Source organism: Pseudomonas sp. GW821-FHT07G10 (genome assembly GCF_059418545.1).
This window is the reverse complement of sequence record NZ_JBWKQB010000034.1, coordinates 34,784-58,077: the sequence shown is the minus strand read 5'-3', so window position 1 is coordinate 58,077 and position 23,294 is coordinate 34,784. Positions and strand designations below refer to the sequence as shown.

Genomic DNA, 23,294 nt, shown 5'->3' with positions numbered 1-23,294 from the left:
ACTGCGTTTTGCGCCCGTATCCATTGCACCCTCCTGATAAGAAGCCAGAAGGTGTAAACCTTATTCAGGACGAGACAGCACCCATAAAAAAGCCCGGCTGATCAAGCCGGGCTTTTTGATTGAGTACCGCAGTAAGGCTATTCATGCACGATTCTGAGTCAGACGGTCGGGAACCACCTTCAGCGACGCGGCTTTCGATCAGACGGTCGGAGCCACCTTCAGCGACGCGGCTTTCGATCAGACGGTCGGAACCACCTTCAGCGACGCGGCTTTCGATCAGACGGTCGGAGCCACCTTCAGCGACGCGGCTTTCGATCAGACGGTCCGAACCACCTTCAGCGACGCGGCTTTCGATCAGACGATCGGAGCCACCTTCAGCGATGACCGGGTGAGTGGAGGAAGCGGCAAAAGCGTTGGCTGCAAGTACCGAGAAAGCGATGCTGAGGATGATCTGGCGTTTCATGATGGTGTGCTCCGGGGTGTTATTGGTTGGGTATGGAGCAGATGTTACGCGTCAGGATTTTTATGAGAACTTCATTGGGTCGATGGTGAACATCGATGCGGATGATGGAAGACAGCCCCGCCTGCATCCCCCCGTAGCAGCTGTCGAGTAATGCGAGGCAGCGTTCGGCGGCGAAGCCGTCGTAAAACCGGACACCCCGGTCTTTCTGGAACACCGCGCGTGCAGACTTGGCGACGGCTTCGCCGCCGAACGTAGCCTCGTATTACTCGGCAACTGCTACGGGGGGATTGGCGTGTGTCGAGTGGGAAAAGAAAAGGCCCGGCTATCGTGGAGCCGGGCCTTGTCCATGTTGCTCGTTGAATCAGTTGCGCTCGATCGCCAGCGCCACGCCTTGACCGCCACCGATGCACAACGTGGCGAGACCTTTTTTGGCGTCACGCTTGATCATTTCGTGCAGCAAGGACACCAGCACCCGGCATCCCGAGGCACCGATAGGGTGGCCCAGGGCAATCGCGCCACCGTTGACGTTGACCTTGCTCGCGTCCCATTCCAGCTCCTTGCCGACCGCCAGTGACTGCGCGGCGAAGGCTTCGTTGGCTTCGATCAGGTCCAGCTCACCCAGGCTCCAGCCGGCCTTTTCCAGGCAACGGCGGGTCGCCGATACCGGGCCGATGCCCATGATCGCCGGGTCGACACCGGCGTTAGCGTAACTGGCGATCCGCGCCAGGACTGGCAAGCCCAATGCTTTGGCCTTGTCGGCGCTCATCAGCAGTACCGCCGCGGCGCCGTCATTGAGGCTCGAAGCGTTGCCCGCAGTGACGCTGCCGTCTTTCTTGAACGCCGGTTTGAGCTTGGCCAACGATGCTGCAGTGGTCTCGGCACGGGGTTGTTCGTCGACGGCAAAGGACAGCGGATCGCCTTTGCGTTGAGGGATCAGGATCGGTGTGATCTCGTCAGCGAAGCGACCGGCCTCAATGGCCGCCGTGGCTTTTTGCTGGGAGGCTGCGGCGAAGGCATCCTGCTCTTCGCGGCTGAGCCCGTATTTCTCCACCAGGTTCTCGGCGGTGATGCCCATGTGGTAATCGTTGAAGGCATCCCACAGGCCATCGCTGATCATGCTGTCGATCATTTTTGCGTGGCCCATGCGCAGGCCGGTGCGGGCTGCGGGCAGGACGTAGGGCGCCAGACTCATGTTTTCCATGCCGCCGGCGATGACCACTTGCGCATCGCCGCAACGAATCGCCTGGGCGCCCAGGTGCAGGGCCTTGAGGCCCGAGCCGCAGACCTTGTTCAGGGTCAGCGCCGGTACTGCGTGGGGCAGGCCGGCGAAGATCGACGCCTGGCGTGCCGGGTTCTGGCCTGAACCTGCGGTGAGCACCTGGCCGAGGATGACTTCATCCACTTCGCTACCGGCGAGGCCGGTCTGTTCCAGCAGACGGCGGATCACGGCCGCGCCGAGCTCCGGCGCGGGAATACTGGCCAGCGAGCCCTGAAAGCTGCCAATGGCAGTGCGGGTTGCGGCAACAATGACGACTTCTTGCATCGAATCTCTCCTCATTCAGTCGGCGTTCAGGCGAACTGCATTTCCGGGACGTGCTCAGGTACGATCAGCTTGCCGGCGGTCTTGCTGACGATTTCCTCGACGCTGACACCGGGTGCACGCTCCTTGAGGAGGAACGCACCGTCTTGGATTTCCAGGTAGGCCAGGTCAGTCAGTACACGTTTGATGCAACCGGCGCCGGTCAGCGGCAGGCTGCAGCGCGGCAGCAGTTTTGACTCACCGTCCTTGGAGGCGTGGGTCATGGTGACGATGATGTTTTCGGCACCGGCCACCAGGTCCATCGCGCCGCCCATGCCCTTGACCAGCTTGCCGGGGATCATCCAGGAGGCGATGTTGCCTTGCACGTCGACTTCAAAAGCGCCGAGAACGGTGAGGTCGATATGGCCGCCGCGAATCATCGCGAAAGACTCGGCCGAAGAGAAAATCGACGCACCGATACGGGCGGTGACGGTCTGCTTGCCGGCGTTGATCATGTCGGCGTCGACTTCAGCATCGGTGGGGAAGGAGCCCATGCCGAGCAAGCCGTTTTCCGATTGCAGCATGACTTCCATGCCTTCCGGGATGTAGTTGGCGACCAGGGTCGGAATACCGATGCCGAGGTTAACGTAGAAGCCGTCCTGCATTTCGCGGGCGACGCGCTGAGCCATTTGTTCGCGGGTAAGAGCCATTATTTTTCTCCATGCTCTGTTATCAAGAGCTTCGGGCTGGAAGGGAAGGGATCAGGAGCGCACGGTGCGCTGTTCGATGCGCTTCTCGAACGTGCCGCAAATGATCCGGTCAACGTAGATGCCAGGGGTATGGATCTGCGTTGGGTCCAGCTCGCCCGGTTCGACGATTTCTTCGACTTCGACCACGGTGATCTTGCCGGCGGTGGCGGCCAGCGGATTGAAATTCTGTGCGGTGTGGCGGTAGATCACGTTACCGAAGTGGTCGGCTTTCCAGCCTTTGACGATGGCGAAATCGCCGGTGATGGATTCTTCCATCAGGTACGGGCGACCCTTGAATTCGCGGGTCTCCTTGCCGTCGGCAACCGGGGTGCCGTATCCGGTGGCGGTAAAGAACGCCGGGATGCCGGCGCCGCCTGCGCGCATTTTTTCGGCCAGGGTGCCTTGCGGGGTCAGATCGACTTCGATTTCACCGCTGAGCAGTTGCTTCTCGAACAGGGCGTTTTCGCCGACGTAGGACGCGATCACCTTGCGGATCTGCCGGTCTTCCAGCAGCACGCCGAGGCCGAAACCGTCGACGCCGCAGTTGTTCGAGACCACGGTGAGTTCGCGAGTGCCTTTGCGCTTGATCTCGGCGATCAGGTTTTCCGGAATACCACACAGACCGAAGCCGCCGGAGATGACGGTCATACCGTCTTCCAGGCCGGCCAACGCTTCCTCGTAGGAAGCCACGCGCTTATCGAAACCTGCCATATGCACCATCCTCTTTTATTCTTTGTGGGCGGCTGGCTAGCCGTATGGGCAAGAGTGTTGCTCTGGAGAATTTATTTGTTAAGTTGATTTTTAAGGTTGATTAATAGATAAAATTAAACAATCGATCCCTGGAGGCGTCACTGATGACCGTCAAGCAGATCCGCGCCTTTCTCGCCGTGGCGCAAAGCCTCAGTTTTGCCGTGGCCTGCGAGCGTCTGCATCTTTCGCAGTCGGCCCTCAGCCTGACGATCAAGGCATTGGAAGAAGGCTTGGGTGGTCGACTGTTCAGCCGTACCACGCGCAATGTCACGCTGACCCCGGAAGGTGAGGCACTGCTGCCGCTGGCTCGACGACTGATTGCCGATTGGGATAATGCCGAGGACGAACTGCGTCAACGCTTCACCCTGCAACAAGGCCGGGTGACTCTTGCGGCGATGCCATCGTTCGCCGGCAATCTGCTGCCGCCGATCCTGAAAGCCTTTCGTGCGCGTTACCCCAAGGTCAACGTCACGGTGAACGACGTGATCAACGAGCAGGTGCTGGAAATGGTCCGCGATCGTCAGGTGGAGCTGGGGGTGGCCTTCGAACCACAGCAGAGTTCGTCGCTGGCGTTCACGCCCTTGTATATCGACCGGTTCGTGGCCGTGGTGCCCAGTGATTCAGCGCTGGCGGACTGCGGGGAAACCGACTGGGAATCCCTGTTGAAGCTGCCCTTCATTACCTTGCAAAGGCCCTCGACGGTGCGCGTCATGCTTGAGGAACACCTGCAGGCCCGCAACATGAAACTCCCGGTTGAACTGGAGAGTCACCAGCTGGCGACGGTCGGGCGGATGGTTGCCAGCGGGTTGGGGGTGAGCGCGGTGCCGGCGTTGTGTGCCGGGCAGATGCATGAGCTGGGCGCGCGTTGCATCACCCTGCGCGATCCGCTGATGAGAGCGATCGGTGTGCTGACCAAACCGGGTCATGAGTTATCGGCGGCGGCTCAGGCGCTATTTGATATCTTGCAGGATGAAAGGCTTGGGGAGCGGTTTTCAGTGTCGTGATTGCTTTCCCAAAACCCTTTGCTTTAATCAGGTCATCAGGACATGGGCCGGGAGCTGGGTAATTGCACGGACTTGCCCACCCGTTTGCATTTCACCTGACCAGCCATTTGCATCGGATTTGACCAACTCGTTTCGTGGCATTGACCGGCAGGGAACGACCCATAGCTGACGGTGGTGACAGACAGAAAGCGGCCAAAAGGAGACGGTCTTGAAAGCTGTCGGCTGTAACAGGTCCATGAGTCTCAAAATCAGAATAACTAACTTCCTGGCTACTCATTTTTCTCCCCCCCACAGAAACAAGCTCTTGCGAAGTTAGCCAAACACCAATAAATCAGCGCAAACCCATACCCCAAAAGCATAGAGATCCCAGAGGAATAGATCACTTGAATAAATTCTGACTCATAGAAACACTTCCTCGTACAATTCGGCTCTGCCGGAAGCGTAACATTCAAGAAAAATAGTCCAATACAAATCATCACCAACCCCGGCAATGCTTTCAGATGACGCCTCCACCCGGCAAGTGAACGAACATACATTTCCCGATAGGGCTTCCATCGTGCGATAAGAAAAGCGTAATAAAAACTAAACAACCAAGCCAGTAAAAATATTAATTGTGTGGTCTCAGGAAATGGCGATTTTCCGGCCCAAACGTTTATTGATGAAATATTGGCTTCGGCCATCCCGGCAAGCCACGCCACCCATTGAAGCCCCATAACATCTTTACTATACCCGCCAAAAATAGTTACAGAGGTGAACAATAACGGAAGCCAAACTGTCCATCTGCGATAAAAAGCATCACCAGAAATTTCCTGCACAAGCTTTGAAGTTGATGGATTACGCATACGCCTCCTTAATACCGCTTAATTATGTTTTAGCAGACACTGTATTTGAAAATGCGACGAGCACTGTGAAGACGATAGTGGCAGAAAAAATCCGTTTCATTTTCCAATTCCACAGGAGGGGAATAAGTGTTTCATCAGCGTAGTTTCATCGCGGAGGTTGTGCCACTTAGTGACCACTGTTGCGGCAGGTGGTTTGAGCGCGCCGAGACTTTGAATACCCTGGTTGAGGAAACTCGAATCACGCCGGTTTTTTAGGCACCCCGACGGACTGCTTTTGGCCGATTTCTGCCTGTCACCAAGGGCCGCAATCGACCCATTGCGGACGCTCAATCAAAAGGACACGGACTCACTTTTTTCACTTCCCCTCTATGTCGGGCTAGTTTTCGCCTCATTCATATGGGTGGCTATAAGATAGTGCGGGGCACGCTCACTGCCTTACTTCATGCTAACTAAAGGAAGGCATCACACTGTGGGAACCGTTCCACCATCGATGACGTATTCAGTACCAGTAATGGAGCTCGCAAGCGGCGAGACAAGGAATGCGATGAGATCAGCGACTTCCTTTGGTCTGGCGGGGCGTCCGATCGGGATACCTCCCAGCGAGCCCATCACGATTTGGCGGCCAGCCTCATAATCGGTGCCGTTCTGCCTCGCGATTTCCTTCACAAAGGCGACTGAGGCCTCCGTCTCCACCCATCCCGGTGACACCCGGACCACACGCACGCCCTTGGGGCTGACCTCTTTGGAGAGACCCTTGCTGTAGTTCGAAAGCGCGGCCTTGGCAGCGGCATACGCCAGGGTGGATTCAGGTAGCGGCAGCTGGCTCTGGATAGAAGTGACATGGATGATGACGCCCGAACCCTGCTTGAGCAGCATGGGCAGTAGTGCTCGGTCGAGGCGAACTGCCGAGAGCAGGTTCAGGTCCAGAGCCCGCTGCCATTCCTGGTCATCGAGCATCGCGTAGCCACCGGCGGGAGCCGATGATCCACCTGCGACATGAACGATGATATCGAGCCCGCCGAGACGATCATGGACGGCATCAATGACGCTGGCACAACCCTCGGTGGTGGTGATGTCCGCCGCGACGAAGAGGTCCTCGGGAAGGTGCTCGGGACGCGAGCGCGCAGCTGTCAGGACTTTTGCGCCAGCCTCGCGAAGTCGGGAGACGACGGCTTCTCCAATGCCTTTGGTTCCGCCGGTGACCAGCGCCCGGAGGTCTTCGAGTTCCAGTGCGATGCTCATCAGCGAATCTCCAGGGATGCGATCTTGTCGTCGACGAGTACAACGGTGTAAGAGAGCTCGACAGGGCTGCCAGGGAAGTTCCCCGTAAGCCGAGCGAGCAGGGTCACGGTCTGTCCTTCCTGCGAGCTGCTCAATGGTTCGATGCTGTATTGATACTTGGCCTGCGAGGCTTGCTTCCAGGATTTGATGGCCTCCAACCCCTTGTACGTCTGGCCTTCGTCGCGCACGGTGGCATCTTTGGCGAAGCAGCGCTCCAACACCTCGGTGTCAGTAATCTTTTCGGCCGCAAGGTAGCTGGCGAGCGGTTCAGGCAATTCGATTTTCATGGCGATTTCACCTCACTGATGTAAGGATTTCTTCATCCACATGTTCGCTTTCGGCCATACCCGATGGCAAGAACCCACGAAAAAGTAAGCTAGGGAAATATGAGAAAAATCTATACGCCCTCTACTGCGGCTAGCGAAGTAGAAGCAGTGTTCAAGCAACTCGAAGGACGTTGGAAGCTGGTGATCCTGTTCCACCTCTTTGGTGGCCAGGTGCAACGCTTTTCCGAGCTGGAAAAGCTAATCCCCGAGATATCCCAGAAAATGCTCGCCCAGCAGTTACGCCAGTTGGAAGCGGATGGCATCGTGCATCGCACCGCCTATCCGCAAGTACCGCCTAAAGTGGAATATCGCATGACAGAGTGGGGCCAGGCGCTGTGTCCGGCATTGGATGCACTGTTGAAATGGGCGGAACTTAGGGAGACGCTCAATCCAGATGCTTGAGCCCCCGAGGTTTCGCAGCCTCACATGAGAGGCTGCTATTGGTCGAGGCTGTGTAAAAACACTTCCGGGCTGGTGCAGCAATCAAAATCGGCGAGAAAAACACGCTCCTGCGCAAAATCCAAATCTGCTAACTAACTGGACGTTTGCAGATTTAACGTAGAAGCGAGGACCGCAAAACGACGCCTGCGTTTTTACACAGCCTGGGCCGATTGCTGCCTGTCACAGTCGGCAGAAAACGACCCATAGCAGGTGGTCAACGTGGTGCGAAATCACATGTCATAGACTCAATGTTGGTTCGTACTCTTTTAACTATGCTTTGATTTTTTTTCATCTCTACGCGGTTTGCGCAGAGTATCCGGCGAGGTTAGGAGCGATATGCCTCCGGTTGTCTGTCCGCTATCCGAGAGGTCTTGAAACGCACGGGGCCGCACAATCAGTCCGACGCGGTGGCAACAAATGCTCCGCTCACCAGCAGGTCAGATGTCTCTCGATCAACCTCGCCACTTCGGCTGCGTGAGTAAAGCCCAGACTGTGATCGGCGTCAGGGAAAACGTGTAGTTCAGCACGGGGTAACAGTTGAGCAAGGCGCTGGCCGACGCGAACGGGGCTGATCAGATCAGAATCTCCCCAGAGGAGCAGGACTGGCATGCGCAACTCGACCAACCGGAGCGTGAGGTCGGTGCGGTCGTCGAGAAACCAACTCGGCAGTGTCGGGTTGGCGGCAGCAAAATCCGGGCGCCAGTCATGCGCGCCCAGAGCAGACATATCCACCCCACCAGAGGTAACGGTCAGCGTCAGGTGCGTGATCAGCTCAGGGCGTTCAAGCGCCGCAAGCACAGCGACTATGCCGCCCATGGACTGTGCCACCAGCGCTGTGGGCCGGTCGATCTCGGCCAGCACGCGAGCCACCAGATCATCCATGCCAGTCACGCTAGGCAAGGGCGGAGTGTCTCCAAAGCCGGGCCAGCCGATATGGACCTGCTGCGCCGGGTGGGCCAAGCGCTCAGCAACCGGATGCCAAAACCGGGTGTTACCTGAGGCTCCGGGCAGGAAGAGGAGTTTGGTGGGGGATGCGATCACAGGTTCGGTCCTTGAAGGTGGGATTGAAAGAGTCAGCAGGGGGAAAAATGGATGCCACGAGGTTCGATGACCACTTCGGAACGAGAGCCGCCGGTAGTGAAGGGCAACTCGCGACCCATAGCGGACACTATCCAGCGACCGCTATGGGTGAAATCTGAGGTGCATAACCGTTAGCGCTGCCATAAGTACCATCAGACGATTGGCCTCAGTCACTGACACGAGCATTAAGGGTAATAACGGGGCCGTAAGTGAGCAGTGGACGTAGCTCTTCCATAACGCTGGCGACATGTTGGTTGCCAGCGTGCTCTTCGACCGCCTGCTGGTTTGTCCAGCCATCGATAATGTAAAACGTATTGGGTGCTTCGAAACTCTGATAGAGGTCGTAATACAGGCAACCGGGTTCCGCTCTTGCCGGCTCAACAAATTGCAGGATCAAGGCTTTGACCCGCTCGGTGTTGCAATCATCGCAGCGAAGTTCGCAGATGATGTGCCGCTCTTCGGATTTGGTGCTTTGCATGTTTTTACCCTGGATGTAGAGAAGCCCTTGGCGGGCGAGAAATGACCGATTCACGGCTGGCCATTCGACGTGCAGCGCCGGATTTGCCCAGCGATTTACTCGGAGCGCTTTTCGAATATTCCTTTGGCGATTGCTGCCGCCGACATTGCGTTCGGCCAGCCGGCGTAGAAGGCCAGATGCGTAATGACTTCAGCGGCCTGAATTTGGGTCAGGCCGTTGTCCATGGCTTTGTTCACATGAAAAGGGATTTGAGCGGCTTGCCCCACTGCAACCAGGGCTGCGACCGTGACCAGACTGCGGTCACGGGGTGTCAGTGCCGGGCGCAGCCACAGGTCATGGAACAGTACCGAAGTTGTATAGCCTGCAAGCGCTTCAAATGCAGGGCCGATCATCTGTTCTACCGCCGCCACGCGCATCTGCTCAAAGGCTTCGTCGACTGGGAGCATGTTGTCTTGTACATCCGCCAATGCGGTTGGCACGATATCGCGGGCCTCAAATACGTCTTTGGCGATGGATGCTGCCAATGTGGCATTGCCCCAGCCTGAATAGAATGCCAAATGAGTGATGACTTCACTCAGTTCGGTGGGCGTGACGCCATTGTTCAACGCCAAATCGAATTGGCGAGCCATTTCGGCTGGCTGATGCCGCGCAATCAAGGCGGCTACAGTCACGATGCTGCGATCCCGGGGCAGCAATTGTGGACGCTGCCATATCTCTTCCAAAAGCACGTCCTGGGTGTAGCGCGCAAATGCCGGTACGGCGAAGTTCACTTCGTCTGACTTCATAGTGATTAATCGCTCGTGCAGGTGAATAGAGGGAAACGAGTGCGTGACGGTGCTTCTGAAGAAACACCGTCAGGCGCTGAAGAACGCTTAGCGGTTGATGGTTTTCATCATCTGCGCGTTGTAGCGCTCACCTTGTACAGGCACCTTGGCCAGAACCTCACCGAGTTCACGAAGGTCTTCTGCGGTCAATTGCACGGTTGCTCCGCCTACGTTCTCTTCAAGGCGATGCAGCTTGGTGGTGCCGGGGATAGGCGCAATCCACGGCTTTTGTGCCAGCAGCCAGGCAAGTGCAATCTGGGCGGGGGTTGCTTGCTTGCGCTGGGCGATTTCACCGATCAGGGCGACGAGATGGTGGTTCGCCTCGCGGGCACCGTCAGCAAATCGAGGCAGATTATTCCGTACATCACCGCTAGAGAAGGTCGTACCGGCATCTATTTTCCCGGTCAGGAAACCTTTGCCCAACGGGCTGAAGGGAATGAAACCAATCCCGAGCGCTTCGAGAGTTGGAATTATTTCCAGCTCAGGCTCACGGGTGAACATCGAATACTCACTTTGAAGTGCCGACAGCGGCTGCACTGCATGGGCACGACGGATAGCGTCTACGCCAGCTTCACACATGCCAAAGTATTTGACCTTGCCTTCGGTAATGAGGTCGCGCACGGCCCCGGCAACATCTTCCATAGGGACATTGGGATCGACGCGATGTTGGTAAAACAGGTCAATGCAGTCGGTCTTCAGGCGCTTGAGTGATTCTTCCGCCACCTGACGGATGCGCTCAGGTCGACTGTCCAGCCCAGCGGCGGGATTGCCGTCCTTAAAACCGAATTTTGTCGCGATGACGATCTGCTCGCGAAATGGTTGAACGGCTTCGCCCACCATTTCTTCGTTGACTTGCCCATAGGCTTCTGCCGAATCGAAGAGGGTGACACCACGCTCAAAGGCCGCCCTGATGAGTTTGATTGCGTCCGCTTTGTCAGTGGCGGGGCCATAGCCGAATGTCAGGCCCATGCAGCCCAGGCCAATGGCTGAAACTTCGAGGCCGTTGCTGCCGATTTTTCGCTTTTGCATCATCCATCTCCTTTGAGGGTATTGGAAACCAACCCACAAACTGTTTGGTTATTGGGGATGCAGCTACTTTAAAAAGATCTGATCCATTCAAGAAGTGGCATACTGCGATAACCGGTATGAGATAAATTCATAATGGTACAGAGCGATTTCAACAGCCTTGCGGTGTTTATCACCGTTGCGCGCGAGCGCAGTTTCACCAGAGCCGCGGCCCATCTGGGTGTGTCCCAATCCGCTATCAGCCATAGCATCCGCAGTCTTGAAGAACGTCTTGGTATCCGCTTGCTGACCCGCACCACACGCGGCGCGTCGCCGACCGAAGCCGGCGAGCGATTGCTTGTCAGCCTTGTGCCTTACTACGAGGGAATAGAAGCCGAAATTGCCGCGTTAGGAGAGCTGCGCGACAAGCCGGCCGGAACTATCCGGATAACCTCGCACGACCATGCGGCCTCTACCATTCTCTGGCCGAAACTCTCCAGGTTGCTGCCGGAATATCCCGATCTGACTCTGGAGATCAACATTGGCTACGGGTTGATCGATATCGTCGCTGAACGCTACGACGCCGGAGTGCGTATAGGCGATCAAGTGGCAAAGGACATGATCGCAGTCAGGATTTCCCCTGACTTTCGAATGGCTGTGGTGGGAGCGCCGAGTTACTTTGCTCATCGTGCGAAACCACAGATTCCCCAAGATCTGACCACTCATAACTGCGCGAACCTGCGTTTGCCCACTCATGGTGGTTTGTATGCCTGGGAGTTTTCAAAGACCGGTAAGGCGCTGCATGTTCAGGTGTCTGGGCAGATGATCTTTAACACCTCACCCCAAACAATGGCCGCCGCTGTGGAAGGATACGGGCTGGCATATGCGCCCGAGGATCTTGTCCAGGCCTATGTCGAGGATGGCCGGTTAGTCCGTGTTCTTGAAGACTGGTCGCCGACTTTTCCCGGATATCACCTTTACTACCCGAGCCGGAGGCAGTCCTTGCCAGCCTTCGCACTTGTAGCCAACGCTCTACGATACAAGGGGTAGGGGAATGGGCAGATCCTGTATTGGATGACGATAGTCATCGTTTTTGACTGACTACCTCCAGCAGTTGGTTCACGCCGTCATCAATGTCTGCTTTTGGCCGATTTCTGCCTGTCACCAAGGGCCGCAGTCGACCCATTGTCGCCAGGCAGAAACCCTGCAAGCGGTCATTCAAATTTCGAGAAGCTGACACTGACGTCCGAGCTAAGGCCGCTGCCCGTCAGGGACGTTGGTCTTCAGCGAGTGGTTAGGCGTCCGTGTGCCCTTGGCGTCGCAGGATGACATGCGTGGCCTTCCCTGACGCTACGAATTCAACGCATTCGTATCCCAGAGCCCGCAAGTCAACCCCTTCGAACAGCGATTCTCCCCGGCCGAGCAGGACCGGCGCGATAGCAATGTGCAGTTCATCGATGAGGCCCTCACGAAGATACTGCTGGATTGTGTCCGGCCCACCGCCGATTCGAACGTCCATTCCGGCAGCGGCCTCGCGTGCACGGTCGAGCGCCTCGCGAATGCCTCCTGTTATGAAGTGGAACGTCGTGTCGCCTTCCATCTCGATGGGGGGACGAGCATGATGGGTCAAGATGAAGACTGGAACGTGATACGGTGGACTATCTCCCCACCAGCCTTTCCAGTTTGTGTCCGGCCAGTCCCCACGAATGGGTCCGAACATGTTCCTCCCAAGAATCCAGGCCCCGACATTCTGAAAGCCACGGGCGGCGAAATCATCGTCAACCCCGGTCGTACCGCCGTCCTTGCCGAACAAGGCCCGCTGGAACGTGCGTGTTGGGACTAGCCACTGATGCAGTTCCGTCCCGCCAACGCCGAGCGGATTGTTGATGTCTTGATTCGGACCTGCTCCGTATCCGTCGAGCGAGATGGTGAAACCCTCAACGCGAACCCGAGTCATCGTTTGCCTCCGTTTGGACGCCTGGCAGGTAATCAGCGGACGCCGGCGTTCGGACATGCTTATTAGTAGGGACAAATTGTGTCGCGCGTAAGCTTTTTTTTCACGGCGAGTCCTTTCCGAGCTGTCTCGATATTACGGTTAATGTACCGGACACCATTGAAGGCAGTAAATCCGCATCAATGCCCGGTTTGGAGAAAAGCCAGAAACAACGCTCAACGCCCGCTAGTGGCAGATTTCTGTCTATCAGGAAGGGCGCCTATTGCCCCTTCGAGGTCATTCGGCTCAACATTGGCGAATGTCCGCTCCGCGTCGCCTGACCGGCCCTTCGGAGGGCAAGGTTGTCAGGTCCAGAGGCCACCCGGCGCGCATTCGATCACGATACGCCAAGCAGCGCCTTCGGCTCGAGAAACGCCTCAAGCCCGAACGTTCCGCTCTCGCGGCCGATACCCGAATGCTTGAACCCGCCGAAGGGCGCAGCCGGTTCGTGCGCGAGCGTGTTGACAAGCACGCGTCCCGCTTCGATTTGCGAGGCCACTGCGCTTGCTCGACCGGCGTCGGATGAGCATACGTAGGCTTGCAGGCCGTAGGTCGTATCGTTGGCAATCGCGATTGCGTCCTCCGTATCGCGGTACGCGATGATCGAGAGCACCGGACCGAATATCTCCTCACGCGCGATGGTCATATCGTTCGTCACATGGCTGAAGACGGTAGGGCGTACGAACCAGCCTCTGTTGACGCCGTGTGGACGCCCCTCACCACCGGCGATCAGGCGCGCGCCTTCGTCGATGCCGATGCGGATATAGCGCTGCACTCGGTCCCATTGTTTCTGGCTCACCATCGGGCCGATACTCGTGCGCGGGTCGCGCGGGTCGCCGGACTGAATGTCTGCGACTGCGTCCACGATTTTCTTCTCGAACTCTGAGAGCCGCGCCTGCGGCACCAGAATGCGCGTGCCAGCAATGCACGCCTGCCCGCTGTTCAAGAAGCCCGCCTGAAGCGAAAGCGGCACGGCTTCGTCGAAGTTCGCATCGTCGAGCACGATCACCGGGGACTTGCCGCCGAGCTCCAGCGTCACGCGCTTAAGCGTCTCCGCGGCAGTGCGCAGAATCGTCTTGCCGACTGCCGTTGATCCTGTGAACGATAGCTTGGCGACGTCGGGGTGCGAACTGATCTGCGCGCCTACCGTTTCGCCAAGTCCCGTGACGATGTTGAACACCCCCGGTGGGAGCCCCGCTTCATGCAGCGCCTCTGTGATGACTCGTGTCTGAATGGCGCTCATCTCGCTTGGCTTGACCACGGCTGTGCAGCCGGCGGCGAGCGCCGCCGCGAGCTTGCCGCAAATAAAGCCCGCGTCGCTATTCCAAGGCGTAATCAGTCCGGCGACGCCGAGTGGCTGCATCACCACTTTGGCGGACCCGGCGCGGCGGACAAACGCGTAGTCTTCAAGCACCTTCGCCGCTTCCAGCAGCACATTGCTCGCGTGTTGGGCCATCCAGCGGCCGCGCGACACAGGTGCGCCATATTCCTCAACAATGGCTTCGAAAAGCTCGTTCTCTTTCGCGACCACAGCCGCATGCATGCGCTTGAGCATATCAACACGCTCGAACTTGTCCGTACGGGAGAACGTTGGGAATGCCCGCTTCGCCGCAGCGATGGCGACGCACGCGTCCTCGGCGTCGGCAAGGCGCACGCGGCCAATTACCTGCTCGGTAGACGGATTGACGAGGTCGAAGAACTCGCTGCCATGCGGTGTGACGAATGCGCCGTCGATGTAGATTTTGTCGATGATTTGCATGGTTGGCCCCGAAAAATGTTGTCAGAGGCACAAGATAGATCGTCGCCATTACACTGACTAGCCGTACAATTGAGGATGACCTGTTGAAGGATTTAGGATAATGAGGACATCCGGTCTGAGCGAACTGGAAGCCGTTCTGGCCGTCGCGCGCCATCGCAGTTTCCGCGCCGCAGCAAACGAAATTAACGTGTCGACGTCCGCGCTTAGTCACGCGGTCGCGGCGCTCGAAGCGCGTATCGGTGTGCGGCTCTTCAATCGTACGACCCGCAGCGTGTCGCTGTCGGAAGCTGGAGCGCAATTCGTGAACAGCATCGCGCCCGCTTTGTCGACCATTCATGCCGCGCTCGAGCAGGCCGGCAGCTTCCGCGACACGCCGTCGGGCACATTGCGGATCAATACGTCAGTGGGTGCGGCGAATCAGGTGATGCCGGCCTTCATCGCATTCCTGCAGCGCTATCCCGAGATGAAGCTCGACATCGTCACTGAAGGGCGGCTGATCGATATCGTGGTCGAAGGGTTCGACGCGGGCATCCGCCTGATGGGAAGCGTGCCGCAGGACATGATCGCGGTGCCTTTTGGCGACAGGCAGCGGTTTGCCGTCGTTGGCAGCCCCGCGTATTTTGCGCAGCACAAGCCGCCGTGCGCGCCTGTGGACCTCAGTGCACACCGGTGCATCCGCAGCCGGATGCCGAGCGGGTCAATCTATCAGTGGGAATTCCAGCGGCACGGCGAGACGGTGCGCATCGACGGTGACGGCGCGCTGACGCTGAACGAGCCGGGGTTGATGCTGGCGGCGGCGCGCGCAGGCCTCGGCCTCGCGTATTTGACCGAATGGCACGTCAACGCGGATCTGGAGGCCGGCACGCTTGTGCGGGTGCTTGAAGACTGGACGCCGCCGCTAGACGGGCTATGCCTGTACTATCCGGGCCGGCATCATGTGCCAGCGGGACTACGCGCACTGACCGACATGATCCGCGAATACGCTGACGCGAACCGCGAGCGCGTGGCGGGGAAGAGGAATCGTCGCTCGCCGCCGGAGCATGGCACGCGGCGCTGATGCGCTATCTTCGCGCGTTGGTGTACTGCTCGAACGACCGCTCGAGACGCAACATCGGACACCGGTGTGTCCTCGACGAATGGCTGGGATTGGCCGATTTCCGTCTATCAGGAAGGGCGCCTATCGACCCAAGGCGGACTTTTGCGAAAGACAGCTCTCGGCCAGAGGCTGATTGTTGGAATCGGCTGAAATCGCCACTCAGTGGTCAAGCCTATAAACTTGCGGATGACTCAAGGTGCGTATCACTTCCTGCTAGTCGCCGTAATTCGCTCACATCGGCGAACCACTCATGGGACTGAAGACGGTGGAATGCATCATATGCTCCATATCCCCAGGCGACCGCACCAAAGGCGATACCGGCAGTCGCTGCTGCTTCACCATCCGTAGGTTGGTCGCCGATGTAGATAACTTCCTCTCGCGCCACGTCGAATTTGCGCATGACACGGCGTAAGCGAGACGCCTTGCCGAAAATGGAGACGCCGCACTCGAAGGCCCGGATATGTCGACAGCTGGAGCCCAAAATTTGCGTGATATTTTCTTGGGAATTAGAAGATACCACCGCCAGAATCAGTCCTCTCTCGTCAAGATGGGCGAGGGTATTGGCAATGTTATTAAACAGTGGGATCGAGCTTCGATGTTTCTTCATCAAGCTCATGAAGGTTCGCGCCACCAGAGGCAACTTCCAGCGAGGCATTCCGATATGAGCCATGATCTCCCGAGCCCCCTGCTTGCGCTGGGCGATTAATTCACCCGATTGACTGAAAGGGCGCATTATCCCCGCTCCGGAATCTGCCCGGAAGGAGTAAGTGGCTTAACGCTTGAGGAGGGGGTGCTCCTTGCCGGTGGCTGCCCTTAGGTGAGTGTCGCTTCTGGCCAAGGGTGAGCTGATTTCAGTGCTGGTCTGTCAGGGTTTTCTCGCTTTGTACCTGACGCTGGTCCTCAGAGCCAAAGGCTACCTGCTTTATTGGCTGTTGCCGTATCTGACTACCTTCAAGGCCTTGACTTGATTTATCAAACTCGCCGAGCATATTCCGATGATTGCCAAGGCCAAAGTCATTTTTCTCGCCACCCGTAATCGCCTCAGCCATCCGCTTCAGCACTACTTCACGGCGATGCATGGGAGTAAACGTCCCGTCGATGTGGGGCGGCATTCTATCGAACGACAAATCAGCGACAGGGATCGTCATCAATGCAATCTACTTTCAGCAAAGGCATCATATTTGCCCTCTCCGCCGCGGCACTGAACGCAACGATCGGTGTACTCAGCAAAGTACTCATGAGTAATGGCTTCACCGCCAGCAGTGTCGCTGTCATCAAGACCGTACTGGGTTGCATGCTTCTCTCGATCTTACTGCTTTTCCTCAAGCGCCCGGCGTCGAAGACCAAATGGACTCAGGCGGCTATCTGCGCATTCCTCGGCATCTTTGTGCTGTTCCACTTCGAAACGTCCGCCTATCGACATTACGCTGCAGCAGGTGTGGTGGTTGTGCTGATGGCCAGTGCCTCAATTTCCTCGATCATTCTCGGGCGCATTTTCCTCAAGGATGCCATCACCGCGAACGCTACCGTGGGCGCCGCACTGGCTATCGCTGGGATCGCGGTGATCTTCGGCGCCGACCTGCAGCAGGGCTTTACCTTACAAGGTGCTGTTCTAGCCTCCATGGCCGGCTGCGGCTATGGGGCCTTTTCGGTTGCCATGAAGCGGATGGGTGTGTCGGGGGGGCTGCACTTCACCCGGCAATTGTTGTTCTTTGGCAGCCTGTACCTGCTGATGCCTGCTGCGGCCGATGGTTTCGCGATCGGCGAGCTGTCGCCGCTGGCGATCGCCGCTCTGCTGGCGCTGGCCGCGCTGCCGACAATCCTGGGTTTCTTCTGCACCACCAAGGCCATCGAGTATCTCAAGCCATCCCAAGTGCAGGCGCTGGAGCTGACCGAGCCGTTGTTCGCCGCGCTGCTGGCGTTTGTGGCGCTCAATGAAGTACCGCGCGAAAGCCTGTACGCAGGGGCGGCACTAATCATCGTCGGCCTGTGTTTTTCCAATGAACTGATCCGCTTGGGCAGCAAAGCATCCGTCCCTTCGACCTAGTGAGCTATTTTCGGATCCTGATTGCTTTAGCAATCAGTGGTTTTGAAGTGTTTTCAGGGCTTTGTCGTTTCTGGGGATGCGAGCGAGCAGCCCCTCTAAGCCCCAGCAATCTCCGCTGAACCCACCGCGCCCCAACTACGTCCAGTCAAACAAAGCGAGAGAGCACGCGAGGCCACGCTGTGCATCAGTTCCGCGCACGGATGCACAGCATATTTTTCACGCAGAAGAGACCGAGTCGTCTTTGTTTGTTTTCAGCTACCCGTTACCACACAGCAATATGGGAATCGGCCCGCGGCTCGGTGCCGCCGCACAACACACCGGTGTCCGGGTCACGGATGATGATCTGCCCTCGGCCATAGTTGATCAGGTCGCAATCGACCTGAACCTTATGCCCGCGCCGGGCCAGCGAAGCGGCCAAGTCCCTCGACGCCCCCTGCTCGATGCCGACTTTCATGCCTCCCAGCCATTGCCATCGCGGTGCGTCCAGCGCGGCTTGGGGGTTGAGACCAAAATCCAGCAGATTCATGACCATCTGCACATGGCCTTGGGGCTGCATGTAGCCACCCATAACGCCGAACGGTCCCACCGGCGCGTCACCTTTACTGATGAAACCAGGAATGATCGTGTGAAAGGTCTTTTTGCCCGGTGCCAGGCAGTTGGCGTGCTCAGGGTCGAGACTGAATTCCTGTCCGCGGTTCTGCAAGGCGATGCCGCTGTCTGGCAGCACCACGCCGGAACCGAAGCCGTGGTAGTTACTCTGGATGAAGGACACCATATTGCCCTGCGCATCTGCCGTGGCCAGGTACACCGTACCGCTGGCGTGAGGATCGCCGGGCTTAGGTGTCTGAGCCTGATCAACGATCTGTTCACGGCGTTGGCTGCTATAGATGTCGCTGAGAAGATCAGCCACCGCCACACGCATGTGCAGCGGATCGGTGATGTAATGCAGGCCATCGCTGTAGGCCAGCTTCATGGCTTCCAATTGACGATGCCAGGTCTGCTGGCTGTCTCGGTGATCGAAGTCGAAACCCTGGAGGATTTTCAGGGTCATCAGGGCCACCAATCCTTGCCCGCTTGGGGGGATTTCCCACACATCGTAGCCGCGGTAATTGATGCTGATCGGGTCCACCCATTGGGCGCGGTAGTCTTGCAGGTCGCTGGCTCGCAGGTAGCCGCCGGTGGTGCGGGAATGGGCATCCAGCCGCTGAGCCAGAGCGCCGCGATAGAGGCTTTCGCAAGCACTATTCGCCAGTTCTTCCAGCGTTCGGGCTTGCGCCGGATTGCGGAATAATTCACCGGCCTTTGGCGCACGGCCATCAATCAGGAAGGTGTCGAACCAGGCGTCTAGCACCGGGTCTCGATGGGGGCTGAATTCATCCAGAGCAGTCTGCCATTGTCGGGCGACCACCGGCGACACTGGGAAGCCCTCCCGGGCCAGACTGATCGCGGGCTGCAGCAACTCGGCAAAGGGCAGCTTGCCGAACCGTCTGGACAACTCCGCCCAGGCCGAAGGGCAACCGGGCACCGTGACCGGCGTCCAGCCATAAAGCGGCATCTGCTCGTGACCACACGCCTTGACTGCATCGATCGTCAGTGCCGCCGGCGCTTGGCCGTTGCCGTTCAGTCCGTGCAATTGGCCTTTGCTCCAGACCAGAGCAAAGGCGTCGCCGCCCAAGCCGCAGCCGGTGGGTTCAACTACCGTTAGCGCCGCCGCTGTAGCGATCGCGGCATCAATGGCATTGCCGCCGTTGCGCATGATTTCGATGCCGGCCTCGGCGGCCAGTGGCTGTGAAGCCGCGACCATGCCACGGCGGGCAAACACATTCTGACGTTGCGACGGATAGGGATATTCGTGGGCAGAAAATTTCAACATGGCAAAAGCTCTTCCAAACAAAGATTCATTGGCCGCAGGTATCCGGTTCCATTGCCGGGTAAAAAACCCTGACTGAGAAGGTCACAGCACGCGGCTGAGAAAGGCCCGGGTTCGCGGGTGTGTCGGTCGACTGAAGATCTGCTCCGGCGGCCCCTGCTCAATCAATTCGCCCTGATCGAGGACCACCACGCGATCAGCGACTTCTCGGGCAAAACCCATTTCATGGGTGACCACTACCATGGTCATGCCGTCATCGGCCAACTGCTTCATCACCTGCAGGACCTCGCCGACGGTTTCCGGATCCAGGGCGCTGGTGGGCTCGTCGAACAGCATGGCTTGAGGTTTCATCGCCAGCGCCCGGGCGATCGCCACGCGCTGTTGCTGCCCACCGGACAACATCGACGGGTAATGCATGGCCTTGTCCGCCAGACCGACCCGGGCGAGCAAGGCCCGGGCCTGTTCCAACGCTTCGGCGCGTGGCACACCGAGCACCTGGATCGGTGCCTCAATGATGTTTTCCAGCGCGGTCATGTGGGGGAACAGATTGAAACGTTGAAAGACCATTCCGATATCCCGACGCTGGCGAGCGATGTTGCGCTCGGAGTCGCGCACCAGGCTGCCGTCGGCGCGCTCGCGGTAGCCCATGGAGCGACCGTTGACGCGTATGCGCCCGCCTTGAATGTCTTCCAGCAGATTGATGCAGCGAATGAAGGTGGTCTTGCCTGACCCCGATGCACCGATCAACACCACCACTTCACCGCGCCGCACCTGCAAGGAAATCCCCTTGAGAATCTCCAGGTTGCCGAAAGACTTATGAATGTCCAGGGCCTCGATAATCAGTTCTTCACTTTTGTGCGCCATGCTTAACGCCCCCTCAGCAATTTGAGCGTGCCGCGGCCAAACATGCGACTACCAGCCGCTGGTGGTGCAGGTCGATCGGACTGTCCGAAACGCGCTTCCAGCCAACGCTGGAAGAAGCCCCAGAGGGTGGTCAGCAGCAGGAAATAAATCGCCACCACCAGGTACAGTTCAAATACCCGGAATGTCGCCGACGTGACCATTTGCGTACTCAGCAGCAACTCCTGCACGCCAATCACGCTGACCAGCGTCGTATTCTTGAGCATCACGTTGAATTCGTTGCCCAACGGCGGAACGATGACCCGGAACGCCTGAGGCAAAACGATACGCCGCATCAGTTTGGCGAAGGTCATGCCCAGCGAACGCCCAGCCTCATACTGCCCCTTGTCGACGGCACCGATCCCGGCACGAATGATCTCGGCCATGTAGGCGCCTTCATTCAGGCCCAAGGCGATGATCGCTGCCTGAATATTGCCCGGCACCACCAAACCAAACAGTTCCACGTCCTCGAAACGGAAGATGCCGCCGGCCGCCAATGCGGTATAGAGAAAAACGATTTGCACCAACAGCGGCGTGCCGCGCATCAGCCACACATAGAACCGTACCGGCAGGTTGAGCAACGGGTTGCGCGACAGACGCATCAGCGCCGCTGCCAGCCCCAACACACAGCCCAACGCCATTGCCAGCACACTGATCAGGCAGGTCAACCAGAGCCCAGTGAGGTACACCCCGCTGGGCTGCAACAGGTATTGCCAGAACACATCCCAATTGAAATTCATCGAGCGCTCGCCTCAGTCGAGTGTGTCGCTGGAAACATGCCATTTGCTCAACAACTGCACGTAACTGCCGTCGCTGCGCATGTCACCGATGATCTGCTGTACTGCGGTGGTGAGCTGGGAATCATCCTTGCGGGTCCCTAAACCCGTAAGAATCCGGCTGAAGGCTGGCACCCCCTCCTCGAATAAATCAGGCGCCATTGCGGCGTAGTAACCTGCTGTTTCTACGGTGGTGCCGTAAGCGTCCACCTGACTGATACGCAGCGCCTGAAAGGCGTCAGTGTCACTGTTGTAAACCACCAGTTTCATCGGTGTCTTGCCGGCCTTGGTGAGCTTTTCGTTCTCGGCGTCCAACAAGGTTTTGATCGTGGAGCCATTGAGCACTGCCACCTTGTGCCCAGACAGTCCATCCAGGGTTTTGATGCCCTTGGGATTGCCTTTGGGAACGACCACTGACTGGCTGGAATACATGTAGTTGACGATGTCGATCACCTCCCGGCGTTCGGGCTTGTCGAACAGCTGATCAACGATCATGTCGCACTGCTGGGCGAGCAATGCCGGCAGCAACCCGGAGAATGGAATGACCCGCCATTGCACCGGTTTGTCTCCCAGCCGTTTGGCGATTTCCAGCCCCAGATCGACAGTCAGGCCCCTGGGTTTTTGCGCCTCATCGAAAGACACCAAGGGTGGCGAGTCCATGCCCGAGCAATACGTGAGTTTTTCGGCCTTTTGCAGTCGTTCCGGCACTTGGGGCGTGGCGAATGCCCCCTGTACGCAGAGTCCCAGGGATACAGCAGCAAGCAACACACGGCGTTTATGCATGACCAGACACTCCAGTTGTTTAGTAACGGGGCAGTACTCAAAGTCAACACACGGTCGGGCTCGAGCCCGATTCTATTTTTCCGATTGCAGGAACTGAATCAGCGCCGGCACTGTGCCTTCGATGTGCTGACGCACCACCGACTCGGCCTGGTCGGCATCGCCTGAGCGAATGGCATCAAGGATCACCGCGTGTTCCTGGCGGGCACTCAAGGGCTTTTCACCGTGCTGCAGCCACAGACGCATGGGCGCCTCGATCAGCGAGTACAGGGCCGAGATTTGCTTCATCAGACGCGGACGGCCGCTGAGGCTGCACAGGTATTCATGGAAAGCCCTATGACGGCTGACCCATTCCGCGCTTTCGTCGCGGTAGTCATCCATCTCGTCCAGCATGCGTTCCAGAGCCGCAAGCTGACGCTCGCCGATCTTGCCCACGGCGACGCGGATGGCCAGGCCTTCAAGGGCACTGCGCATCTCGAAGACTTCGTGCAGTTCGTCGATGTTCAGACCGCTGACTATCGCCCCGCGGTTAGGCCGCAAGGTCACCAGGCCTTGAGCATCGAGGCGTCGGAAGGCTTCGCGCACCGGCATGCGGCTCATGCCGATCTCAGTGGCGATATCCTCGGCGATCAACCGGTCGCCTTTGCGGTAACGGCCGCCACAGATCGCTTCCAGCAGAAAGTTGTAAGCCTCCTCCTCGGCGGTCAGGGGCTGACGTTCAACGTAAGCGGGAGCGAATTGCATAAAGTCACCTTTTGCAGTTTTGTATCCAATTATCCATAGATTCAAAACAGCAGAAACCGTGCCAGGCTGCGTAGCACTGCTTCAAGCTCTTAATTGGAAAGGAGTTTCGACTCAAGAAGCGATGATCTTTAGATCGGCGTGGTACTCACCGTGTGCTACGAAATGGCCCAGTGCGCCCCAAATGGGTGAAAAATGGTATCCAGGTAACAAATCATTTCGCCGAATGCCCTCCGAAGTCTTTCGTTCCGTCACTTCAAGCGAATCCGCTTTTTTCAGCTCGGACACGCAAAGTGCAGCTTACGGCTCGGTGCATGGGAGAAATCGTCCTGGCTCAGGCTGGTGCAGGCGATCGGTTCTCGATCAGGGAGCCATAACCGAAAAAGCCCTTGGCGCGTTCTCTGGGTAATTGCACAGACTTGCCCACCCATTTGCATTCGGCCTGACCAGTCATTTGCAACGGATTTGACCAGCACGTTTCGCGGACATGACCGGCAGAGAACGACCCATAGTAGTCATTCGCTGCGATCGGGTCATTCTACGAACAATGATCACCGACGATTCGAGTTG

The 23,294-nt window shown here is 57.9% G+C and carries 24 protein-coding genes and 1 pseudogene; 5 read left to right on the top strand and 20 right to left on the bottom strand.

Going from position 1 to position 23,294, the window contains the following annotated elements:
* Nucleotides 1-147: 147 nt before the first annotated feature.
* The 4 genes and pseudogenes from AC07O1_RS26685 to AC07O1_RS26670 form a co-directional block, all read right to left on the bottom strand.
* Nucleotides 148-463: pseudogene (locus tag AC07O1_RS26685) on the bottom strand (phage infection protein); the annotation flags it as partial.
* A gap of 361 nt (nt 464-824) precedes the next feature.
* The gene (locus tag AC07O1_RS26680; protein WP_495090737.1) at nt 825-2,006 is read right to left on the bottom strand and encodes an acetyl-CoA C-acetyltransferase; all 1,182 of its coding nucleotides are present in this window, start codon (nt 2,004-2,006) and stop codon (nt 825-827) included.
* A 26-nt stretch (nt 2,007-2,032) separates the two neighbouring features.
* Nucleotides 2,033-2,692, bottom strand: a complete 660-nt coding sequence (locus tag AC07O1_RS26675; RefSeq protein WP_494992179.1) for a CoA transferase subunit B — start codon at nt 2,690-2,692, stop codon at nt 2,033-2,035.
* A gap of 51 nt (nt 2,693-2,743) precedes the next feature.
* The gene (locus AC07O1_RS26670) at nt 2,744-3,442 is read right to left on the bottom strand and encodes a CoA transferase subunit A (RefSeq protein ID WP_494992178.1); all 699 of its coding nucleotides are present in this window, start codon (nt 3,440-3,442) and stop codon (nt 2,744-2,746) included.
* A gap of 143 nt (nt 3,443-3,585) precedes the next feature.
* On the opposite strand from AC07O1_RS26670, the gene AC07O1_RS26665 reads away from it, so the two are divergent.
* Nucleotides 3,586-4,485, top strand: coding sequence for a LysR family transcriptional regulator (locus AC07O1_RS26665; RefSeq protein ID WP_495090736.1), 900 nt, complete (start codon nt 3,586-3,588; stop codon nt 4,483-4,485).
* Between the two features lie 269 nt (nt 4,486-4,754).
* On the opposite strand, the gene AC07O1_RS26660 is transcribed toward AC07O1_RS26665, so the two are convergent.
* The 3 genes from AC07O1_RS26660 to AC07O1_RS26650 all read right to left on the bottom strand — a co-directional run bounded on the left by AC07O1_RS26660 (nt 4,755) and on the right by AC07O1_RS26650 (nt 6,895).
* Nucleotides 4,755-5,327: a hypothetical protein gene (locus AC07O1_RS26660; RefSeq protein ID WP_495090735.1), complete on the bottom strand. Its 573-nt coding sequence runs from the start codon at nt 5,325-5,327 to the stop codon at nt 4,755-4,757.
* 462 nt (nt 5,328-5,789) lie between these two features.
* A complete protein-coding gene (locus AC07O1_RS26655; protein WP_495090734.1) occupies nt 5,790-6,569 on the bottom strand; it encodes an SDR family oxidoreductase in 780 nt (259 codons plus the stop codon).
* Nucleotides 6,569-6,895 (bottom strand): nuclear transport factor 2 family protein, encoded by a 327-nt coding sequence (locus tag AC07O1_RS26650; RefSeq protein WP_007985564.1) that lies wholly within the window; start codon nt 6,893-6,895, stop codon nt 6,569-6,571. Before AC07O1_RS26650 ends, AC07O1_RS26655 begins: the two co-directional genes overlap by 1 nt.
* 99 nt (nt 6,896-6,994) lie before the next feature.
* Between AC07O1_RS26650 and AC07O1_RS26645 the strand changes: the two genes are divergently transcribed.
* Nucleotides 6,995-7,336, top strand: a complete 342-nt coding sequence (locus AC07O1_RS26645; protein ID WP_495090733.1) for a winged helix-turn-helix transcriptional regulator — start codon at nt 6,995-6,997, stop codon at nt 7,334-7,336.
* 465 nt (nt 7,337-7,801) lie between these two features.
* On the opposite strand, the gene AC07O1_RS26640 is transcribed toward AC07O1_RS26645, so the two are convergent.
* The 4 genes from AC07O1_RS26640 to AC07O1_RS26625 form a co-directional block, all read right to left on the bottom strand.
* A complete protein-coding gene (locus tag AC07O1_RS26640) occupies nt 7,802-8,416 on the bottom strand; it encodes an alpha/beta fold hydrolase (protein ID WP_495090732.1) in 615 nt (204 codons plus the stop codon).
* Nucleotides 8,417-8,621: 205 nt separating this feature from the next.
* Nucleotides 8,622-8,933 (bottom strand): putative quinol monooxygenase, encoded by a 312-nt coding sequence (locus tag AC07O1_RS26635; protein WP_495090731.1) that lies wholly within the window; start codon nt 8,931-8,933, stop codon nt 8,622-8,624.
* A 95-nt stretch (nt 8,934-9,028) separates the two neighbouring features.
* Nucleotides 9,029-9,718, bottom strand: coding sequence for a carboxymuconolactone decarboxylase family protein (locus AC07O1_RS26630; RefSeq protein WP_495090730.1), 690 nt, complete (start codon nt 9,716-9,718; stop codon nt 9,029-9,031).
* 87 nt (nt 9,719-9,805) lie between these two features.
* Nucleotides 9,806-10,786, bottom strand: a complete 981-nt coding sequence (locus AC07O1_RS26625; RefSeq protein WP_495027920.1) for an aldo/keto reductase — start codon at nt 10,784-10,786, stop codon at nt 9,806-9,808.
* Between the two features lie 132 nt (nt 10,787-10,918).
* On the opposite strand from AC07O1_RS26625, the gene AC07O1_RS26620 reads away from it, so the two are divergent.
* A complete protein-coding gene (locus AC07O1_RS26620; protein ID WP_495090729.1) occupies nt 10,919-11,812 on the top strand; it encodes a LysR family transcriptional regulator in 894 nt (297 codons plus the stop codon).
* Nucleotides 11,813-12,056: 244 nt separating this feature from the next.
* Here the strand turns inward: AC07O1_RS26620 and AC07O1_RS26615 are convergent, their stop codons facing one another.
* Together AC07O1_RS26615 and AC07O1_RS26610 are read right to left on the bottom strand one after the other, a co-directional pair.
* Nucleotides 12,057-12,719, bottom strand: a complete 663-nt coding sequence (locus AC07O1_RS26615) for a dihydrofolate reductase family protein (protein ID WP_495090728.1) — start codon at nt 12,717-12,719, stop codon at nt 12,057-12,059.
* 373 nt (nt 12,720-13,092) lie between these two features.
* Entirely contained in the window at nt 13,093-14,514 is a 1,422-nt protein-coding gene (locus AC07O1_RS26610) for an aldehyde dehydrogenase family protein (protein ID WP_495024172.1), read from the bottom strand.
* Between the two features lie 100 nt (nt 14,515-14,614).
* Between AC07O1_RS26610 and AC07O1_RS26605 the strand changes: the two genes are divergently transcribed.
* On the top strand, nt 14,615-15,571 hold the full coding sequence (locus tag AC07O1_RS26605; RefSeq protein ID WP_495090727.1) for a LysR family transcriptional regulator: 957 nt from the start codon (nt 14,615-14,617) through the stop codon (nt 15,569-15,571).
* Between the two features lie 211 nt (nt 15,572-15,782).
* Here the strand turns inward: AC07O1_RS26605 and AC07O1_RS26600 are convergent, their stop codons facing one another.
* Both AC07O1_RS26600 and AC07O1_RS26595 read right to left on the bottom strand, forming a co-directional pair.
* Entirely contained in the window at nt 15,783-16,343 is a 561-nt protein-coding gene (locus tag AC07O1_RS26600) for an HAD hydrolase-like protein (protein ID WP_495090726.1), read from the bottom strand.
* Nucleotides 16,344-16,461: 118 nt separating this feature from the next.
* Entirely contained in the window at nt 16,462-16,758 is a 297-nt protein-coding gene (locus AC07O1_RS26595) for a hypothetical protein (RefSeq protein WP_495013590.1), read from the bottom strand.
* A 2-nt stretch (nt 16,759-16,760) separates the two neighbouring features.
* Here AC07O1_RS26595 and AC07O1_RS26590 point away from each other — a divergent pair, with 2 nt between their 5' ends.
* Complete coding sequence (locus tag AC07O1_RS26590; RefSeq protein ID WP_495090725.1) at nt 16,761-17,657, top strand: DMT family transporter; 897 nt, start codon at nt 16,761-16,763, stop codon at nt 17,655-17,657.
* A gap of 262 nt (nt 17,658-17,919) precedes the next feature.
* Here the strand turns inward: AC07O1_RS26590 and AC07O1_RS26585 are convergent, their stop codons facing one another.
* From AC07O1_RS26585 to AC07O1_RS26565, 5 genes are all read right to left on the bottom strand, one after another.
* Nucleotides 17,920-19,530, bottom strand: coding sequence for a gamma-glutamyltransferase family protein (locus tag AC07O1_RS26585; RefSeq protein WP_495090724.1), 1,611 nt, complete (start codon nt 19,528-19,530; stop codon nt 17,920-17,922).
* A gap of 81 nt (nt 19,531-19,611) precedes the next feature.
* On the bottom strand, nt 19,612-20,391 hold the full coding sequence (locus tag AC07O1_RS26580) for an amino acid ABC transporter ATP-binding protein (RefSeq protein WP_108232517.1): 780 nt from the start codon (nt 20,389-20,391) through the stop codon (nt 19,612-19,614).
* A 2-nt stretch (nt 20,392-20,393) separates the two neighbouring features.
* The gene (locus tag AC07O1_RS26575; protein ID WP_007941905.1) at nt 20,394-21,167 is read right to left on the bottom strand and encodes an amino acid ABC transporter permease; all 774 of its coding nucleotides are present in this window, start codon (nt 21,165-21,167) and stop codon (nt 20,394-20,396) included.
* A gap of 12 nt (nt 21,168-21,179) precedes the next feature.
* A complete protein-coding gene (locus AC07O1_RS26570; RefSeq protein WP_495090723.1) occupies nt 21,180-21,986 on the bottom strand; it encodes an ABC transporter substrate-binding protein in 807 nt (268 codons plus the stop codon).
* 72 nt (nt 21,987-22,058) lie between these two features.
* A complete protein-coding gene (locus AC07O1_RS26565; protein WP_495013587.1) occupies nt 22,059-22,727 on the bottom strand; it encodes a GntR family transcriptional regulator in 669 nt (222 codons plus the stop codon).
* Nucleotides 22,728-23,294 lie beyond the last annotated feature (567 nt).

Coding starts and splice junctions, on each gene's coding strand:
- AC07O1_RS26575 (WP_007941905.1), bottom strand. CDS start 21,167: ATGAATTTCAATTGGGATGTGTTCTGGCAATACCTGTTGCAGCCCAGC.
- AC07O1_RS26610 (WP_495024172.1), bottom strand. CDS start 14,514: ATGCAAATCATCGACAAAATCTACATCGACGGCGCATTCGTCACACCG.
- AC07O1_RS26675 (WP_494992179.1), bottom strand. CDS start 2,692: ATGGCTCTTACCCGCGAACAAATGGCTCAGCGCGTCGCCCGCGAAATG.
- AC07O1_RS26600 (WP_495090726.1), bottom strand. CDS start 16,343: ATGCGCCCTTTCAGTCAATCGGGTGAATTAATCGCCCAGCGCAAGCAG.
- AC07O1_RS26635 (WP_495090731.1), bottom strand. CDS start 8,933: ATGCAAAGCACCAAATCCGAAGAGCGGCACATCATCTGCGAACTTCGC.
- AC07O1_RS26665 (WP_495090736.1), top strand. CDS start 3,586: ATGACCGTCAAGCAGATCCGCGCCTTTCTCGCCGTGGCGCAAAGCCTC.
- AC07O1_RS26645 (WP_495090733.1), top strand. CDS start 6,995: ATGAGAAAAATCTATACGCCCTCTACTGCGGCTAGCGAAGTAGAAGCA.
- AC07O1_RS26590 (WP_495090725.1), top strand. CDS start 16,761: ATGCAATCTACTTTCAGCAAAGGCATCATATTTGCCCTCTCCGCCGCG.
- AC07O1_RS26595 (WP_495013590.1), bottom strand. CDS start 16,758: ATGACGATCCCTGTCGCTGATTTGTCGTTCGATAGAATGCCGCCCCAC.
- AC07O1_RS26670 (WP_494992178.1), bottom strand. CDS start 3,442: ATGGCAGGTTTCGATAAGCGCGTGGCTTCCTACGAGGAAGCGTTGGCC.
- AC07O1_RS26650 (WP_007985564.1), bottom strand. CDS start 6,895: ATGAAAATCGAATTGCCTGAACCGCTCGCCAGCTACCTTGCGGCCGAA.
- AC07O1_RS26585 (WP_495090724.1), bottom strand. CDS start 19,530: ATGTTGAAATTTTCTGCCCACGAATATCCCTATCCGTCGCAACGTCAG.
- AC07O1_RS26630 (WP_495090730.1), bottom strand. CDS start 9,718: ATGAAGTCAGACGAAGTGAACTTCGCCGTACCGGCATTTGCGCGCTAC.
- AC07O1_RS26570 (WP_495090723.1), bottom strand. CDS start 21,986: ATGCATAAACGCCGTGTGTTGCTTGCTGCTGTATCCCTGGGACTCTGC.
- AC07O1_RS26655 (WP_495090734.1), bottom strand. CDS start 6,569: ATGAGCATCGCACTGGAACTCGAAGACCTCCGGGCGCTGGTCACCGGC.
- AC07O1_RS26620 (WP_495090729.1), top strand. CDS start 10,919: ATGGTACAGAGCGATTTCAACAGCCTTGCGGTGTTTATCACCGTTGCG.
- AC07O1_RS26605 (WP_495090727.1), top strand. CDS start 14,615: ATGAGGACATCCGGTCTGAGCGAACTGGAAGCCGTTCTGGCCGTCGCG.
- AC07O1_RS26615 (WP_495090728.1), bottom strand. CDS start 12,719: ATGACTCGGGTTCGCGTTGAGGGTTTCACCATCTCGCTCGACGGATAC.
- AC07O1_RS26625 (WP_495027920.1), bottom strand. CDS start 10,786: ATGCAAAAGCGAAAAATCGGCAGCAACGGCCTCGAAGTTTCAGCCATT.
- AC07O1_RS26680 (WP_495090737.1), bottom strand. CDS start 2,006: ATGCAAGAAGTCGTCATTGTTGCCGCAACCCGCACTGCCATTGGCAGC.
- AC07O1_RS26580 (WP_108232517.1), bottom strand. CDS start 20,391: ATGGCGCACAAAAGTGAAGAACTGATTATCGAGGCCCTGGACATTCAT.
- AC07O1_RS26660 (WP_495090735.1), bottom strand. CDS start 5,327: ATGCGTAATCCATCAACTTCAAAGCTTGTGCAGGAAATTTCTGGTGAT.
- AC07O1_RS26565 (WP_495013587.1), bottom strand. CDS start 22,727: ATGCAATTCGCTCCCGCTTACGTTGAACGTCAGCCCCTGACCGCCGAG.